At 34.1% G+C, this 17949-nt stretch carries 15 protein-coding genes; 8 read left to right on the forward strand and 7 right to left on the reverse strand.

All coding sequences use genetic code 11. The features are described from left to right. Window positions 1-986, forward strand: a 986-nt coding sequence (locus tag HKP48_RS01460; RefSeq protein WP_296342081.1) for an FG-GAP-like repeat-containing protein, incomplete at its 5' end; no start/stop codon positions are given. A gap of 50 nt (window positions 987-1036) precedes the next feature. Here HKP48_RS01460 and HKP48_RS01465 read toward each other — a convergent pair. The 7 genes from HKP48_RS01465 to HKP48_RS01495 all read right to left on the reverse strand — a co-directional run bounded on the left by HKP48_RS01465 (window position 1037) and on the right by HKP48_RS01495 (window position 11946). Beyond that, window positions 1037-1315, reverse strand: coding sequence for a hypothetical protein (locus HKP48_RS01465; protein ID WP_296342082.1), 279 nt, complete (start codon window positions 1313-1315; stop codon window positions 1037-1039). 17 nt (window positions 1316-1332) lie between these two features. Then, window positions 1333-2841 (reverse strand): F0F1 ATP synthase subunit beta, encoded by a 1509-nt coding sequence (atpD, locus tag HKP48_RS01470; protein WP_296342083.1) that lies wholly within the window; start codon window positions 2839-2841, stop codon window positions 1333-1335. A 192-nt stretch (window positions 2842-3033) separates the two neighbouring features. After that, window positions 3034-4575 (reverse strand): G-D-S-L family lipolytic protein, encoded by a 1542-nt coding sequence (locus HKP48_RS01475; RefSeq protein WP_296342085.1) that lies wholly within the window; start codon window positions 4573-4575, stop codon window positions 3034-3036. A 17-nt stretch (window positions 4576-4592) separates the two neighbouring features. Continuing rightward, a complete protein-coding gene (locus tag HKP48_RS01480; RefSeq protein WP_296342087.1) occupies window positions 4593-7415 on the reverse strand; it encodes a TonB-dependent receptor in 2823 nt (940 codons plus the stop codon). Between the two features lie 183 nt (window positions 7416-7598). Next, the gene (gene glmS / locus HKP48_RS01485) at window positions 7599-9446 is read right to left on the reverse strand and encodes a glutamine--fructose-6-phosphate transaminase (isomerizing) (protein ID WP_296342089.1); all 1848 of its coding nucleotides are present in this window, start codon (window positions 9444-9446) and stop codon (window positions 7599-7601) included. Window positions 9447-9458: 12 nt separating this feature from the next. Then, window positions 9459-11123, reverse strand: a complete 1665-nt coding sequence (locus HKP48_RS01490; RefSeq protein WP_296342091.1) for a DUF4270 domain-containing protein — start codon at window positions 11121-11123, stop codon at window positions 9459-9461. Window positions 11124-11139: 16 nt separating this feature from the next. Then, a complete protein-coding gene (locus HKP48_RS01495; RefSeq protein ID WP_296342093.1) occupies window positions 11140-11946 on the reverse strand; it encodes a glycogen/starch synthase in 807 nt (268 codons plus the stop codon). 109 nt (window positions 11947-12055) lie between these two features. Between HKP48_RS01495 and panC the strand changes: the two genes are divergently transcribed. From panC to HKP48_RS01530, 7 genes are all read left to right on the forward strand, one after another. Continuing rightward, window positions 12056-12907: a pantoate--beta-alanine ligase gene (gene panC, locus HKP48_RS01500; protein ID WP_296342095.1), complete on the forward strand. Its 852-nt coding sequence runs from the start codon at window positions 12056-12058 to the stop codon at window positions 12905-12907. Window positions 12908-12920: 13 nt separating this feature from the next. Continuing rightward, complete coding sequence (gene panD / locus HKP48_RS01505) at window positions 12921-13271, forward strand: aspartate 1-decarboxylase (protein WP_296342097.1); 351 nt, start codon at window positions 12921-12923, stop codon at window positions 13269-13271. Between the two features lie 9 nt (window positions 13272-13280). Next, window positions 13281-14240 carry a lysylphosphatidylglycerol synthase transmembrane domain-containing protein gene (locus HKP48_RS01510; protein ID WP_296342100.1) on the forward strand — a complete coding sequence of 320 codons (960 nt, stop codon included), beginning with the start codon at window positions 13281-13283 and terminating at the stop codon, window positions 14238-14240. Window positions 14241-14282: 42 nt separating this feature from the next. Next, window positions 14283-15431, forward strand: coding sequence for an alpha/beta hydrolase-fold protein (locus HKP48_RS01515; protein ID WP_296342102.1), 1149 nt, complete (start codon window positions 14283-14285; stop codon window positions 15429-15431). Continuing rightward, entirely contained in the window at window positions 15431-16792 is a 1362-nt protein-coding gene (gene radA, locus HKP48_RS01520) for a DNA repair protein RadA (RefSeq protein WP_296342104.1), read from the forward strand. The genes HKP48_RS01515 and radA overlap by 1 nt, the downstream gene beginning before the upstream one ends. Window positions 16793-16999: 207 nt before the next feature. Beyond that, window positions 17000-17197, forward strand: coding sequence for an ATP-binding protein (locus tag HKP48_RS01525; RefSeq protein ID WP_296342106.1), 198 nt, complete (start codon window positions 17000-17002; stop codon window positions 17195-17197). Window positions 17198-17548: 351 nt separating this feature from the next. Continuing rightward, on the forward strand, window positions 17549-17707 hold the full coding sequence (locus tag HKP48_RS01530) for a hypothetical protein (protein ID WP_296342108.1): 159 nt from the start codon (window positions 17549-17551) through the stop codon (window positions 17705-17707). Window positions 17708-17949: the final 242 nt, after the last annotated feature.

The following is a 17949-nucleotide window of genomic DNA, read 5'->3' on the forward strand; positions in this document are numbered from 1 at the left end:
ACGATGGCGATATGGATTTGTTCGTTGGTGGACGTTTAGTTTCCGGTAAATATCCCGAGACACCAAAATCCTATATATTAGAAAATAGAAATAGGAATTTCATTGATGTGACATCAAACCATGCGGACGAATTTAATAATCTTCGTTTAGTTAATGATGCGGTATTTTCAGATTATGATAATGATGGTGATAAGGACTTAATTGTAGTTGGAGAATGGATGCCAGTTACCTTTATTAACAATAATGACGGTGTTTTTACTAAAGTTGAAATTGAAACAGACGCAAAATCAGGATGGTTTCAAACTATTAAAGCCATAGACTATGATAATGATGGTGACGACGATTATTTTGTTGGGAACTATGGTGAGAATAATAAATTTCATCCTACCCAAGAAAAACCTATACACATCTATGCTAACTATTTTGATGATAATGATAGCTACGATATAGCATTAAGTAAAGAGTACAATGGCGATTTATTTCCTATAAGAGGGAAGGAATGTTCATCTCAACAAACACCATTTCTAAATGAGAAAATTGGAACTTATAGTGAATTTGCTAATTCTAATCTTATAGATGTATATGGCCAAGACAATATAGAAACAGCCTTACATCTTGAAGCCTCTACGTTCAGTTCTTATTTCATTGAAAACAAAGGTGAGGGTAATTTTGAATTTGTACCACTACCAATTGAAGCACAATTTGGACCTACTTTAGATTTTGAATTTGTGGATTTAAATAACGATGATAATCCTGAAGTTATAGGCATCGGTGGTATATATGATGCCGAGGTTGAAACTATTCGTTACGATGCTTCTAAAGGCTATGCTTTAACACAAAACCAGAGTAAGCTAACTACGTTTAAAGACTTATTAAATATTACTGATAAGGAAGCTAAAGCCATAGAATCTATAATCATAAATGGGAAGCACCATTTACTAATATTGAATGCAAATAATGCATTAAGCATATTGCATATAAAATAAAAAACGCCAAACATTACGTTTGGCGTTTTAAAAAAGTATTATTAATAATATTAATCTGCTAAAACAATTAGCTTATTATCTTTCATTTCAATAGTGCCAGAGTTAATGGACAACCATACACCTCTGTCAGATTTAGTAAACTTATCTTCAACTTCTTCTTCTAATTGAATGTTATTACCAGCCACTTTAACATGTCCTTCTTTTAGAATAGATACGATAGGTGCGTGATCTTTCAACATCTCAAATTCACCAGTAACACCAGGAACAGTAACTGAATCTACTTCTCCACTAAAAAGTGTTGCTTCAGGTGATACAATTTCTAAATACATAATTCTGAGATTTTATATTAAGCTTCAGCAAGCATTTTCTCACCAGCTTCAATAGCTTCTTCAATAGAACCCTTAAGGTTAAACGCTGCTTCTGGCAAGTGATCTAATTCACCATCCATAATCATGTTAAACCCTTTAATAGTTTCTTTAATGTCTACTAATACACCTGGTATACCTGTAAATTGCTCTGCTACGTGGAATGGCTGAGATAAGAAACGTTGAACACGTCTTGCTCTACCTACAGCTAATTTATCTTCTTCAGATAATTCTTCCATACCAAGGATAGCAATAATATCTTGTAGTTCTTTATAGCGCTGCAATAACTCTTTTACTCTCTGTGCACAATTATAGTGATCATCACCTAAAATATCAGCAGTTAAAATTCTTGATGTAGAATCTAATGGATCTACCGCAGGATAGATACCAAGCTCAGCAATTTTACGAGATAATACCGTTGTTGCATCTAAGTGAGCAAACGTTGTTGCTGGTGCAGGATCCGTTAAATCATCTGCAGGTACGTAAACCGCTTGTACAGATGTAATAGAACCTTTTTTAGTTGAAGTAATACGTTCTTGCATAGCACCCATCTCTGTTGCTAATGTAGGTTGGTAACCTACCGCAGATGGCATACGACCTAATAATGCAGATACCTCAGAACCAGCTTGTGTAAAACGGAAGATATTATCTACGAAGAAAAGTACATCTTTTCCTTGTCCATCTCCAGCACCGTCACGGAAATATTCTGCTATAGTTAATCCCGAAAGTGCTACACGAGCACGAGCTCCAGGAGGCTCATTCATTTGTCCAAATACGAAAGTTGCTTTAGAATCTTTCATGGCAGTTTTATCTACTTTTTGAAGATCCCATCCGCCTTCTTCCATAGAATGCATAAAGTCATCTCCGTATTTAATAATACCAGACTCTAACATTTCACGAAGTAAATCGTTTCCTTCACGTGTTCTTTCACCTACTCCTGCGAATACAGAAAGACCACCGTGTCCTTTTGCAATATTGTTAATTAATTCCTGAATTAAAACAGTTTTACCTACACCGGCACCACCAAATAATCCAATTTTACCACCTTTTGCATAAGGCTCAATAAGGTCAATTACTTTAATACCTGTAAATAGTACTTCTGTAGACGTTGACAAATCTTCAAATTTAGGAGCGCTTCTGTGAATAGGTAGACCAGAATCACCAGACTTAGGTAAATCACCTAAACCATCAATAGCATCACCAATGACATTGAATAAACGTCCGTAAACATCTCCACCTATAGGCATTTGTATTGGTGCACCAGTAGCATTAACTTCTGTACCTCTACTTAAACCATCTGACGAATCCATCGCGATAGTACGTACCGTATCTTCACCGATGTGAGACTGTACTTCTAACACTAAAGTTGAACTATCTGGTTTGTTAATTTCTAACGAATCATAAATCTTTGGAAGCTCTGCGCCAGCTCCGAATTCTACATCGATAACTGGACCTACAATCTGTGCAACTTTACCTGTAACTTTTGACATTACTTATATGTTTTTGTTTTGCAATAGTTTAAAAATGAAAAACTAGTCGATTTTTACGTAATTACATCTTAGTTTTTCGCGCTGCAAAGATAGCCTTTATATTTAAAAAATAAAGATTTTTTTACGAAGGTTTTTTGATAATAAAAATGCACTCAATTTGAGTGCATTTTTATTTTATATTTAGAATTGATTTTACTGTAATGCAGGTGAATAATTTGTTGGAAAATCACCAGCTTTTGCAACATTACCTGATGCTACAAAATTAGAACCAAAATTTGCATCTGCAGCTTCTAAGAATTTATTAGCCATTAGTGCATAGCCTCTTCCAGTGAGATGAATACCATCCAAGCTTACTAAGCCACCAAACACTAAATCTGTATTTAATGTGTAATCATCAAACTGAATCCCAGTCATAGCAGCTTGTGCTAAAACAGCATTTAAATCTACTAAACCAACATCAGGATTAGAGTCTGCTATACTAGCAATTGTTGCGTTATAAGCAATTGTTGCGTTTCTGATAGCTTCTTGCTCACTAGGAATTAAAACCCATTGATCTGCCAGTGGTATAGCAACACCATTTACAGTCAAAGGATTGCCAGAAATTGCTTCTGTGCCAATAAAGCTTGAAGCTGGTAATACAAATAAATCACCTGCTGTTGCTTGTCTGATATTTGGAAGTGTTGTAAACGTTCCAGGACCAGTAGGAAGCGTAATAGTAGTTAAAGTTTCATCTTCAACTACTACAGCATTACTTTCCGAAGCTTCAAAATTTATTGTTCTTTGTGATAACTCGTCTGCAGAAATGATACTGTTTGCAGCCGCAGCTTCTAGTCCCCCATTGTATTGAGCATATGCTTGATTAACAGCTGTAGCAGTAGCCGCATCTAGAGGGATTGGGTTAAAAGGTACTGTTGTAAAATGAGGTAAATCCGTAATAAAAGGAACATTAGTAACAAGACCCTTAGCTCCATTAGCAGTTAGTGCAGCGATAGAACTACTTAATGCCCCAGCGAAAACTTGTGGGTCCGTAATATCATTACCACCATAAGTCGCAGGGTTTGTGTTGCCAGTTTGATCAACTCCGGTACCTCCAGAAGTTGCATATCCTAAAACATCATTACCTCCCATTTCAGATAAAGTGAAAAATGAAGGATTCTGATTAACAGCATCACCAACTACAGTTGAAGTAGCGCTTGATGCTATTCTAGTATAGTAAGGGTTAAATGCACCGTATCCAGGAGTAACCACGTGGAAACTTTTTGCACCAGGAATACCAAAATTATTAAAATCACTACCGATACTTGTTGTTGTTGTGGTTATAGGGGGTACTGGTGCGCCTTGACCAGCTAAGAACAAATTTAATGATACAGGTCCAGCACCACCAAAAACTAATCTGTAACCTGATGCCCCTAAAGGTGTTAAAATACCACCAGTATTATCGTTCATTAAAGGCTGTGCAAATTCGCTTCCACCAATATTAGAAAATTGTTTGGATAATGTATTTGGAAAAGAATCTTCTTGTCCTGCAATGAATAGACCACCATCAGTAAAACCAGCAGTAAATGATGCTCCTACAGATACAAAAGTAGAGAAATCAGCTTCACCACTTGTTAGAGCAGGTAATTCTTCTTCTCCTTGATTAACTCTATTCCTTAAATCTTCTAGAGTGTCATTCTCACAGGCCATAAAACCAATTGCGAGAAGTGATAATGCTATATGTTTTATATTTTTCATAATTGTATTTACAGTTATTATAGGTTATTAATAGTCCAAGAAATGTAGTACTGAGAACCTATAAATCCAGTTCCGAATGCTGTAAAGTATTCGTCTTGTAATAGGTTGGTAGCACCTAACTTAAATGTAGACTTAAGACTAGGGATTCTGTAATTCACTTGAGCATCTAATACATTAAATGCAGGGATTTCACCATCTCCAAATGAAGCTTCCCAGAAGTAATTATCACTCCATCTCCATGCTATATTGAAGCCCAAGTTCTTGATAACTTCAGTTTTTCCAAAACTCACTTTCACTTTGTGCTCTGGTGTATTAAATAAAGTTCTGAAATCTGGATTAGCATTTACATCAAAATCTAAATAAGCATAAGTATAATTAGCACTTAAATCAAATCCGTCAAACACTTTAGTCGAAACTTGTATTGCAGCACCATAAGAGTTTATATCTGCATCAGAGTTTGTATATGTTTGGTAAGCTTGGAAATCTCCATTTGCAATTGCCGCAACTGCTAAAGGAGTTGATGTTCCAGGTACATTTTGTGTTAATTGAACATCACCATAGAAAGGCGCAATAACAGTTTCGTTAGCTAAGAAATCTTTATATGCATTATAATAAGCGGATGCATCAATTATAAAACCTTCTACTTTACCACGGTATCCTACTTCGAAAGAAGTGACTTGCTCAGGCTGTGCTAAATTAGAATTTGCTATCTCTAAATCTGCAGGGTTTCCTGATTGAGCAAAACCATCACTTACAGAGCTAGCAAAGAAAGAATTGCTGTAAGCTCCAGTTGCATTTAAATTAACGGATTGTGCCCCTAATATAGACGCGCCAAACGCACTTAAACTATTGTCAGCAACATTATAATTTCTAATATCTCTAGCAGGGTTATCAGCTGCACCACCAACTAAAATTGCACGTCCAACATCTAAACCAATATATAAGTCTTGTGTTGTTGGATTTCTAAACCCTGTTTGAAAAGAAGCTCTAAAATTGTGATTCTCATTTACAGTAAAACCTGCTGAAAGACGAGGTGAGAAAAAGCCGTCAAATAATTCAGACTTATCGTATCTCAATGATCCTGTTAATTTCATTTCTACATTATCAGAAAGCTCTAGAGATTTTTGAATTTGTGTATAAACACCAACTTCAGAATAATTAATTGGGCCATCTATATCGGTATAAATTGTCCCGAATGAGTTTAGACTATAGGTCCTAAAAGACCCACCGACCTGAACTTCTGCAACATCCCAAAGGTGGCTAAAGTTATAGTTGGCATCAGCATGATAAATCTTAGAGTTATCTTGAAAGCGTGAACCTGTTGTTAAATCAGGATCGTTGATTATGCTATTAAAGGTATTTTGGAATTCTGGTGTACCCGGTAATAATCTACCAGTATCAGCTGTTTGTCTTGCTAGTGCATGTGCCTGAGTATCTGTGGCACCACCTAATGTTGATTGAACATAAGCACCAACATATTCACCGAACCAAGTCTGGTCGTCTTTCCAAGCACGGTTGATATTAATTCCAGTAAATACCATGTCATACGAATCTCCTGCTTTATCTTCAGTTATGTAACCTCTCAAGAAAAAGTTATCATTTCTAATTTCTAATTTGTGCTGTTGAAGAAAGAAATTTCGAATATTGTATCTGTTTGCTCCTTGGTATATAGTACTACCAGAACCTATTTTACCAACGTATTGTATTTCAAAATCATTTTCCCAAGGGCGGAAATATAAACCCCAGTCTGCTTTGATGCTTTCAGCATTGTAGTTGGTTAAGTCTCGTTCATTATAACCCGTTCTACTAACATTAACTGAAGGCACTAATGCTTCAGCTCCGTTAGGTAATATGCCCAAACCGACAAGTGCTTCTGCTACTCCGTTTATGTTTGTGCTTACTTCATCACCGTAAACGTTTATTCCATCATAATCAATGTCTGCGCGTGTTAAGCCACGGTTTAGTTTATCTTCTTCATTAGTTGCAAACCAATCTGTTCCTTTTAAGTATCCAAAATTAACTTTAGCAGCAAACTTATCACTAAACTTATATGCCATGCGGATTCCTAAATCTGTATAATCATTGTCACCAGCGGCTTCTTGAGATGTTATACCTCTTTTAATGTAGCCGCTAATACCTTGGTTGTCAAATGGACTTTTACTTCTCATGAAGAGTATACCGTTGAAGGCATTTGCGCCATAAAGAGCCGATGCTGCACCCGGTAAGAGCTCAACACTATTTACATCGGTTTCTGTCATACCCAATAAGTTACCTAATGGAAAGTTTAGTGCAGGAGCGGAGTTATCCATACCATCGACTAACTGCATAAAACGTGTGTTTGCAAAACTTGCAAAACCTCTAGTGTTAATGGATTTAAAGGTTAAACTATTAGTGTTTATATCTACACCTTTTAGATTTTCTAAGCCATCGTAAAAGTCTACTGAAGGCGTATTTTTAATTTCTTTTAGTCCAAAACGCTCAACGGTTACTGGAGATTCAAAAATACGTTCAGGTGTTCTTGAAGCAGAAATAACAATCTCATCAAGTTCATTACCCTCGACCATTTTTACATCAATAGTTTGATTGTTAGAAGTGACTTCTATAGTCTGAGTTTCAAAACCTGTGTAAGTTATTACAAGTTTAAAAGGGGGAGCTTGATCTGATGTTAATATATAATTACCATCAAAATCTGAACTTGTTCCAGTTGTTGTCCCTTCTATTATAATATTAGCACCAGGTAGGGGTTGCCCTGTGTTATCTGTAATAGTTCCTTTTACTGTGGTTTGCCCAAAGGAAATCACTGATAAAAGCATTACAAAAAGCTTAAAGGTTCTCATCATGTTATAGAATTAGTTAATTTATAAGTTGCCAATTTAAATTAAATATATGAAAACTTGATAACAAAATCTTATAAAATTATACGCGAATAGCATTTTTTGATAGTAATTAACTTACGAAAACAACAAATCCATAAAAAAGCTCTGTTTTTTTATGGATTTGTTAATATGTGATTTGATATACTTTTACTCTACAGTAACCGACTTTGCTAAATTTCTAGGTTGGTCTACGTTTTTCTCTAGCATAACAGCAATGTGGTAGGATAGAAGTTGTAATGGTATTGTAGTTAGTAAAGGGCTTAGAGATTCTAAAGTTTCTGGAACTTCAATTGTATGGTCTGCTAATTTTTTAACGTCTACATCTCCTTCAGTAACTATAGCTATAATTTTACCTTTTCTAGATTTGATTTCCTGAATATTGCTAACTACTTTTTCATAGTGTCCTTTTTTGGTCGCAATAACAAAAACCGGCATTTGCTCGTCAATTAAAGCTATTGGTCCATGTTTCATTTCAGCTGCAGGATAACCTTCTGCATGAATGTAGGAAATCTCTTTTAGTTTAAGAGCACCTTCAAGTGCTACTGGAAAATTATATCCTCTTCCTAAATAAAGACAGTTTTGCGCGTCTTTGTATGTTTTAGCTACGGTTTTGATATGTTCATCAGACTGCAATGCTTTTGCAACTTTATCAGGAATTAATTCTAATTGCTCTAAGTGAAAATGGAAATCTGATTTAGAAATAGCACCTTTTTCTTTTGCTAATTTTAAAGCTATTAAAGTTAGAACTGTTATTTGAGTTGTGAATGCTTTTGTTGAAGCAACTCCAATTTCTGGACCTGCATGCGTGTATGCGCCAGCGTCCGTTTCACGAGCGATACTAGAACCAACAACATTGCAAACCCCAAATACGAAGGCTCCATGTTTTTTTGCTAATTTTATGGCTGCAAGTGTATCTGCAGTTTCACCAGATTGAGAAATTGCAATGACAACATCTTTGTCAGTTATTACGGGGTTTCTATACCTAAATTCCGAAGCATATTCAACTTCGACAGGGATTCTTGCTAAATCCTCAAAAATATATTCTGCAACTAACCCTGCATGCCATGATGTACCACAAGCTACTATTATTATTCTGTTGGCATTTAGAAATTTCTCTTTATGGTTTTCTACACCAGACATTCTAATAATGCCTTCTTTGGCTAAAAGGCGTCCACGATATGTGTCTCTAATGGCATGTGGTTGTTCGTAGATTTCTTTTAGCATAAAGTGTTCAAAACCTCCTTTTTCAATTTGTTCTAAATTGAATTTTAGTTCTTGCATCAAAGGATTGACTAAAGAGTCATCTTTAATTTTATGAATTTTTATCTTTTTCCTAAGACGAACGACGGCCATTTCTTCATCTTCGAGGTAAATTGCATTTTTTGTAAATTCTATAAAAGGAGAAGCATCACTGGCTATGAAAAATTCTTCATCACCAACACCGATAGCTAAAGGGCTACCAAGTTTAGCAACTACAATTTCATTAGGCTTATTTTTATCAAATACAGCGATGGCGTATGCGCCAACAACTTCGTTTAGGGCAATCTGTACTGCCTTACCAAGTTTTACATCTTGTTTTTTCTTTACTTCTTCTATGAGATTTATTAAAACTTCAGTATCTGTATCTGATTTAAAAGTATAGCCTCTTTTCTTTAATTCAGTTTTAATTGCTTCATAATTTTCGATGATTCCATTATGAATAATCACTAAATCTCCAGAATTAGAATAATGTGGGTGAGAGTTGACATCATTTGGAACTCCATGAGTTGCCCAACGTGTATGTCCAATTCCCAAATTTCCGGCTGTAGGAATTTCGTTTTCAAGTCTTTCTTTTAAATCAGCAACTTTACCTTTCGTTTTTGAAAGCTTAATGTTTTTGCCGTCATAAAGTGCTATTCCTGCACTATCATAACCCCTATATTCTAACCTTTGTAAGCCTTTGAGTATAATTGGGTAAGCTTCTCTGTGGCCTATGTATCCTACAATTCCGCACATATATATCAGTTATTAGTTGTTTGGGCAATTACTATCTGTTTCTAAACAGGTATATGTAATTTGAAGATAAATACGACTACTTGTGTCCTCACTATTACCTCCATGTAAAACAGTACCTCTCGGGGTTATAATACTACTTACTGGGATAAGCTTGTCTTGGTTATCAATTGTTTGCGTTTTATATTGAGACACCAAACCTTCTAAGTTTACGTTACCAGATACAGCTAAACCCAATTCAACATTTTCGGCATTATTAAATAAAAGATTATTAATGTGAGATGTAATTGTCATTTTATATTTAACTCCGTTATTGGTTATTTCATCTCTTTCTAAAATACCCAGATGGTTTGGTATTGATATTTGGGGAAGAGAATTATTTTGAGTATCTTCAAAATAATCTGCTAAAGGAATATTGTCGCTCTTATTATAAAGATATAGTCTATCTGGTTCTTGTGACTCTCCAGGGTTTAATCCTAGAAATAAATCTTGATCTACATAAAAAATTAAATTCGCTTCATTAATCAATCTCTTTGATTCTATAAATTCATCGTTTTCGTATCTAGCAAAACTATTTTTGAAGTCTTCAAAATTTAGAATCGTACCATTCTCTTCTACAGAATTAAATAATAATTTTATTCCGGCAACTGAGCCTTCACCTCCTTTGAGAGAAATACGTTCATCTCCATTGACTGAATCCCCTTGTTCAATGGAAAATTCATTCTCAAGAAAATTAACTCTTGTTGGACCAAATCCTAAAGTGAAAGTTGTTTGTACTCTATCTAATCCTGCGGTAAAAGGGTCCCTAGAATAATACATTGTTACGTTAGCTTCAGATTGAGAAATATCAAGTAGCATCATTGAACTATCTCCTATGTCATCTTCTGCTTCAAAATAAAGCCCTTTAAAATAATTTCTAAAATTATCAGCATTACTTAAACCTACTCCACCCTCTTCATTGAGGATTTTATTTTCCCAGAACTCATTATCCAATACTATTCTAATACTAGGAGCCAGAGTTTGGATTATTTCTCCTTCATTATCAAGTAAGTTAATTGCTTCATTACTTATAGAAAGCTCGTTCTCCACATGTATTAATTCTCCTTTTAAAACGGATTCGCTAATAACTTCTGAACTTGAGGCAGATTTATTTGAGAAATAATTTTGAAGTTCATCAAAATCGCCATTTGGATCAAAATCTCTAAGGAAATAGTTGCTTTCATATATTCTTAATCTAATACTTGGATAATCGTTATTTTCTTTTCTTGGTAAAATAGAATCTAAATCGTAAAGTACTTCACCTGCTGTAGAAACACCTGGAGTAGAGTTGAAGAAAGGTATTGTCAGAACCACAGAATCCAACTCTGGGTTGCCTCCGAAACTAGGGTCAGGTTCTGGTAAATTGAGTTGAGTTAGAAAATAGCCATTTGTTCTCCCGTAAAAGGGGTCTATGTAAATCCCTAACGTTGCTAATCCAAGAGCATTAGTTTGAACAGGACCGAGTTTGTCGGTATAGCTTAAAACTTCAAATTTTTCGGAAACCACATTAAAATTAGTAGCAGTTTCTTCATTAATAATATCTGAATCTATGGTTGTAAACTCCTCCTCACAAGCAACAAAAGCAAGAGTAATCAATGTAAGTATAGCCAGATTTCTAAGGGCGGGTTTTTTTATTTTCATAGCTTATTTTCAACTATTATAATACTGTATTTGTATAAAATTCTGTGTAAGGCTCAGCAAATTCTTCTAAAGAATGATAATCGAGTATTGGTTTTTCAGTACTATTTATATAGCTATCCAACTCCTCAGATAAATCCTGAGAACCTTTTATGATTGCATCAGAATTATCAATAGCAATTTTCATTAAATTAATATAGCTTGGCTCACTCAATGGTTTAATAGCTTCATCCTCTAAACCGTCAAAGCGTACCTTCTTAATCATATCTTTATCTAACGTTCCTTCAAAGTTTTGATTGTATACAGAAGTCACAATTTTACTTTCTGTAAATAAAGGCTCAGTTTTGTAAAACTCCTTTAAATAAAGTGGCAATAATGATGCCAACCACCCATTAACATGAATGATATCTGGAGCCCAATTTAGTTTTTTAACAGTTTCGATAACTCCTTTTGCAAAAAATATAGCGCGTTCGTCATTATCAGGGAAGAGGCTACCATTCTCATCTGTTAAAGTTGCTTTACGTTTAAAATACTCTTCGTTGTCTATAAAATAAACCTGAATACGCTCTTTAGGAATTGAAGCCACTTTAATTATTAATGGCATGTCCATATCATTAATAACTAAATTAATACCTGATAACCGTATGACTTCATGTAGTTGATGTCTACGTTCATTGATATTTCCAAATCGCGGCATAAATATTCGTATCTGTCCACCTTGTTTATTAACCATGCGAGGTGCTTCAAAAGACATTGAAGAAATCTCAGTTTCTGGTAAATAAGGAACTACCTCTGAAGACACATACAATATTCGTTTATCTTTCATAAAGTGTTTGATTTAGAAATTAAAAAGTAAAAACATGCAAAATTACAAAAATTTATGCCAATTGCTAGTAAAATCTTAAGTTTGCACGCGTTAAACTTATGTTACAGACTTGAAAACATTTAATAATAAATCTGAGCTAAAGGATTACATCAATGCCCAAAGAGAACAAGGACAAACTATTGGTTTTGTTCCAACAATGGGTGCATTGCACAAAGGTCATTTATCATTGGTCAATTTTGGATTAGAAGATAACTCCGTAGTTGTTGTAAGTGTTTTTGTAAACCCTACACAATTTAATAATTCAGAAGATCTTAAAAAATATCCAAGAACATTAGATAGAGATGTTGAATTACTACAAAGTGTTTCAGAAAAAAAAATCGTTGTTTATGCACCAAGTGTCAATGATATTTATGAAGGTAAAACCATTTCTGAACATTTTACGTTTGGAGGTTTAGAGCATGAAATGGAAGGTGCTTTTAGACCAGGACATTTTGATGGTGTAGGAACAATTGTGAAGAGATTATTAGAAATAGTAAACCCAGACAAAGCTTATTTTGGAGAAAAAGACTTTCAGCAATTACAGATTGTGAAAAAAATGATTGAGCTTAAAAATATCCCAACCGAAATAATAGGGTGTCCAATTTTTAGAGCTAATGATGGTCTGGCCATGAGTTCTCGTAATGAGAGATTAAACTCAGAATACAGAGAAGCCTCACCCTTTATCTATAAAACCTTAAAGTATGCCAAAGAAAAGTTTGGCACAAAAAGTGCTAAAGTTGTTACGGATTGGGTAAAAAAGCAATACAAAAAGCATCCGCTATTAGAGCTTGAGTATTTTTTAATTGCGGATGTAGATACCTTAAAGCCAGTTAAAAGAAAATCAACAAAAAAAACATATAGAGCTTTCATTGCTGTATATGCTAACGATATAAGACTAATAGACAATATCGCATTAAATTAATTATCTTTGCCAAATGCAAATTCAAGTTGTAAAATCTAAAATTCATCGTGTTAAAGTTACGGGTGCAGACTTAAACTATATTGGGAGCATTACTATCGATGAAGACCTTATGGATGCTGCTAATATCATTCAAGGAGAAAAAGTACAAATTGTTAATAACAATAATGGTGCTCGCTTAGAAACTTATGCCATTCCTGGTCCGCGAAATAGTGGAGAAATCACATTAAATGGTGCTGCTGCTCGTTTGGTATCACCAGGAGATGTTTTAATACTCATAACTTACGCTTTTATGGATATTGAAGAAGCTAAAACTTTTAAGCCTTCGTTGGTATTTCCTAATGAGGAAAACAACCTCTTAAATTAATTCATTCTTTTGAAAAAGACGAGTTCTATTCTCAAAATTACGCTTCCACTTTTAATAGGCCTAGTTCTGGTTTGGTATTCGTTATCTAAAATTTCAATTTCAGAGTTAATTCAGTATTTTAAAGATGCTAATTATTTATGGATAGGCATTGGTGTTAGTTTTGGTGTCTTAAGTCATCTTTCTAGAGCATATCGTTGGCTTTTTATGGCTGAACCTTTAGGGTATGAACCTAAATTTGCCAATAGTTTAATGTCAGTCTATTCAGCCTATCTAATAAACTTTACAATTCCTAGAGCTGGAGAAGTGGCAAGAGCTTCAATAATTACAAATTATGAAGGTATTCCTTTTGAAAAAACATTTGGGACAATTGTTGCAGAGCGAGTTGCTGATACAATTATGTTGTTGTTAATTATTCTTATTACTCTTGGATTAGAGTTCGAATTTATCTATCAGTATTTTGCAGAACGATTTCAACTTTCAACTTTAATAGTTGGAGTACTTGCCCTTTTAGTATTTGCATTTTTTAGCTTCATTTTTATAAAAAAAAGCCAATCTAAATTTGTGTTGAAAATCCGCAGTTTTATTTTAGGACTTATTGAAGGTGTGCTTAGTATTTTTAAAATGAAAAAAAAGTGGGCTTTTATTTTCCATACTATTTTTATTTGGGTCATGTATGTACTCATGTTTTATATCACCACTTTTGCTTTAGCAGACTTAGAAGGTGTTTCAATAGCAGCTATTTTAATAGGTTTTATTCTGGCAAGCTTTAGTATAGCTGCTACCAATGGCGGCATTGGTTCTTTTCCTGAGGCTATTGTTATAGCCTTTGCTATTTTTGGTATAACAGAAGATCCAAGTCGTGCTTTTGGTTGGATTATGTGGTCTTCACAAACACTAATGATTATTGTGCTCGGTGGGATTTCTCTAATTTACTTGCCAATCTATAACCGAAAGCAAAAAGAAGTATAGATTTTTTTTTACCTTGCCATTAACAACCAAATCCAATCAATCATGATTAAGTCTAAGGCAATGTTATTGTTTTTATTTACCTGTTTATTAAGTTTTTCACAAGCGAAATATGAATCTATATCATCCCAAATTTTAGGAGAAGATAGAGAACTCAAAATACTTTTGCCAAGAGGATATTCGCAAGACGATGACAAAGCCTATCCTGTGATTTATGTTTTTGATGGTGATTATTTATTTGAAACCATAGCCGGAAACGTAGATTATTATGCGTATTGGGAAGATATTCCAGAATCAATTGTCGTCGGAATTAATCAAGTTGAAAGCAGGTCGGAAGATTTAATGTATTCTGAACAAAATTCACTCCCTATAGAAACCGGTGCCGATTTCTTTGAGTTTGTTGGTAAAGAACTTATACCATTTATAGAAAAAAATTATAAGACAGAACAATTTAGAGTAGTTGTTGGTCATGGGGAAACCGCAAATTTTATCAATTATTATTTGGTTAGAAATAATCCGGTTTTTAATGCATATGTAGCCATAAGTCCAAATTTATCAATGGATATGAAAGGATATCTCGAAGAGCGCTTAAATACTGTAGAAAAAAAGATATTTTATTATTTAGCAGTATCAGATAATGATATAAAACATATTATGGAAGATGCCAAAGCTTTAGATAACACCTTAAAAACTATAGAAAACAAGAACCTTCTTTACACATTTAGTGAATATAATGGGCCATCACATTATGCTATGCCTGCTCATGCGGTACCAAGGGCATTAGAGTCTATATTTTTTGTATTTCAGCCAATTAGCATTGAAGAGTATAATAAATCCATTCTTAAATTAGAAACATCACCAGTAGAGTACTTAGAACAGAAATATGAAGAAATAAAGACACTCTTTGGTATTGAAAAGCAAATTCTCATTAACGATTTTAAAGCGATTGCAGCTGCAATAAAAAAGAAAGAAAAATGGGAATATTATAAAGATTTATCAAAATTAGCGAAAGCTAATTACCCAGATACCGTCTTGCCAAGTTATTATTTAGGCTTATACCAAGAGAATATTGGCGAATCTAAAAGGGCAATGAAGACTTTTCAATCGGCCTATGTTTTAGAAGAAATTGGTGGAATCACCAAAGATTTTTTACTAGAAAAAGCAGAAGCAATTAAAAGAGATTTTGGATACTAATGGCAAAGGTAAAAACCACCTTTTACTGTCAGAGTTGTGGCAGTCAATATAGTAAATGGCAAGGGCAATGTACGGCTTGTAAACAGTGGAATACTATTGTTGAAGAGGTGATACAAAAACCAGAAAAGAACGATTGGAAAACACCAACATCTTCAGCATCTAAACGCGTCTCAAAACCCCTAAGAATTAAGGAAATTGATAGTTCTGAAGATGCACGTCTAAACATGTTAGATGAAGAATTTAATCGTGTTTTGGGTGGAGGAATGGTGCCAGGTTCTTTAACCTTACTTGGTGGTGAGCCTGGAATTGGTAAAAGTACGCTGTTGCTTCAAATAGCGTTAAAATTACCTTATAAAACACTCTATATATCAGGTGAAGAGAGCCAAAAGCAAATAAAAATGCGAGCAGAACGTATTCTGCCTAATAGTGAAAACTGTTATATTCTTACAGAAACCAAAACTCAAAATATTTTTAAACAGATTGAAGCTCTAGAACCAGATATTGTAGTTGTAGATTCTATACAAACTCTACATAGCGATTATATAGAGTCATCACCAGGAAGCATCTCCCAGATTAAAGAATGTACAACGGAGCTTATAAAGTTTGCTAAAGAGACAGCTACACCAGTTTTATTAATCGGTCATATTACTAAAGATGGCAATATCGCTGGGCCAAAAATTTTGGAACATATGGTAGATACTGTTTTGCAGTTTGAGGGTGATCGCAACCATGTTTTTAGAATACTGCGGGCTAACAAAAATCGATTTGGCTCTACAAACGAACTTGGAATTTACGAAATGCAAGGTTCGGGATTGCGAGAAGTTAGCAATCCTTCCGAAATATTAATTTCTGAAAAAGATGGAGAGTTATCAGGCAATGCAATTGCTGCAACCTTGGAGGGAATGCGACCTCTAATGATAGAAGTTCAAGCTTTGGTAAGTACAGCGGTTTATGGTACGCCACAACGTTCTGCCACAGGTTTTAATGCCAAGCGCTTAAACATGCTTTTGGCTGTTTTAGAAAAACGCGCTGGGTTTAAATTAGGAGCAAAAGATGTCTTCTTAAATATTACAGGTGGAATTACGGTAGATGACCCAGCAATAGATTTGGCAGTAGTTGCTTCTATACTTTCCTCTAATGAAGATGAAGCACTGCAAAGCGATTACTGTTTTGCAGCTGAGGTTGGTTTATCTGGAGAAATAAGACCCGTGCAACGTGTAGAGCAACGTATTTTGGAAGCCGAAAAATTGGGCTTCTCGACCATTTTTGTTTCAAAATATAACAAGATAGCTTTGAAGAACACGGCAATTAAAATTCAATTGATTTCTAAGATTGAAGATTTGGTTGGTTTTTTGGTTTAGTTATTTAGTAAAATCACTTTGTAGAAAATTTCTGTATTTTAAAAGATAATTAATCTTAAAAAATATAATTTGCAACCTCCTATTTTAGAGAAGTTTTGATTAAAACCAGCATAAGAAGAGTTATTTGATGAATTTACTAGAAACACTAAAATTGATATTGAATATAATATCGAAGAGTTGCTTTTGTTACAAACCAATCAGTTACATGTGTTTAGAATTTTACAAGAACTTATAAATAATTCAGTCCGTCACGGAAAAGCAAACGAAATTTTGGTTTATTTGGAGCAAGATATAGAAGGTTTTATGATAAGGTATCAGGATAATGGCGTTGGCTTTAAAATGTCCGAAGTCGAACAGAAATCAGGTATAGGAATACAAAACAAAAGGAGTAGAGTAAAAATATAAAATGGCAGTCTAAAAACAGAAAGCACAAGAGGAAACGGTAGCCAATTTATAATTCGTTGTAGTTATGGAGTCTAAACTAAAAATAGTATTAGCTTAAGATGAGTTATTGTTTAGACAAGGACTCAAATCTATTCTTGAAAATGAAAAAGATATTGAAGTTCTCTTCGATGAAGAAAATGGAAGTGATCTTCTAAAAAAAAAAAAGTTGATACGCAACCAGATATCATAGTTACAGATTTAAAAATGCCAGAAATTAATAGTGTTGAGGTTACAAAGATTATCAGAAAAGAATTTCCAGATATAAAAATAATCGCATAGACAAGTTATTTTACTAGACCTTTTATTTTAAATATGATTTCTACAGGTGCAGTTGCCTACTTAATAAAAAATAGCACGCCAAAATTAATGATTGAGACCATAAAACAAGTTTATGAAACGCGCATGCTAAACATATTATCATCCAAAGGAATTATTAATAGCGAACAGCATGTGTCCTTAAAAAAACAATAGATATAAACACATGAAACCTCCATTACGGCGCAAAATAATTTTAGAGGAATCCGTCACAAAAGGATATGAATAATTAAAAAAAGTCCGTCTATTATTACCTTAGGGTATTATTAACCTTGAATTCAACCAATAAACGCAACTTTTAAGGAGTTTTTTTTATAGCAATTTTTCAGAAAAAAGAAGGGAACAAATTCCCTTCTCCTTCTGATGGATATTTAGCTATATTGTTCTCCGTCAAAAAA

The sequence above is a fragment of the Winogradskyella sp. genome (genome assembly GCF_013042245.1).
Classification (GTDB): Bacteria; Bacteroidota; Bacteroidia; order Flavobacteriales; family Flavobacteriaceae; genus Winogradskyella.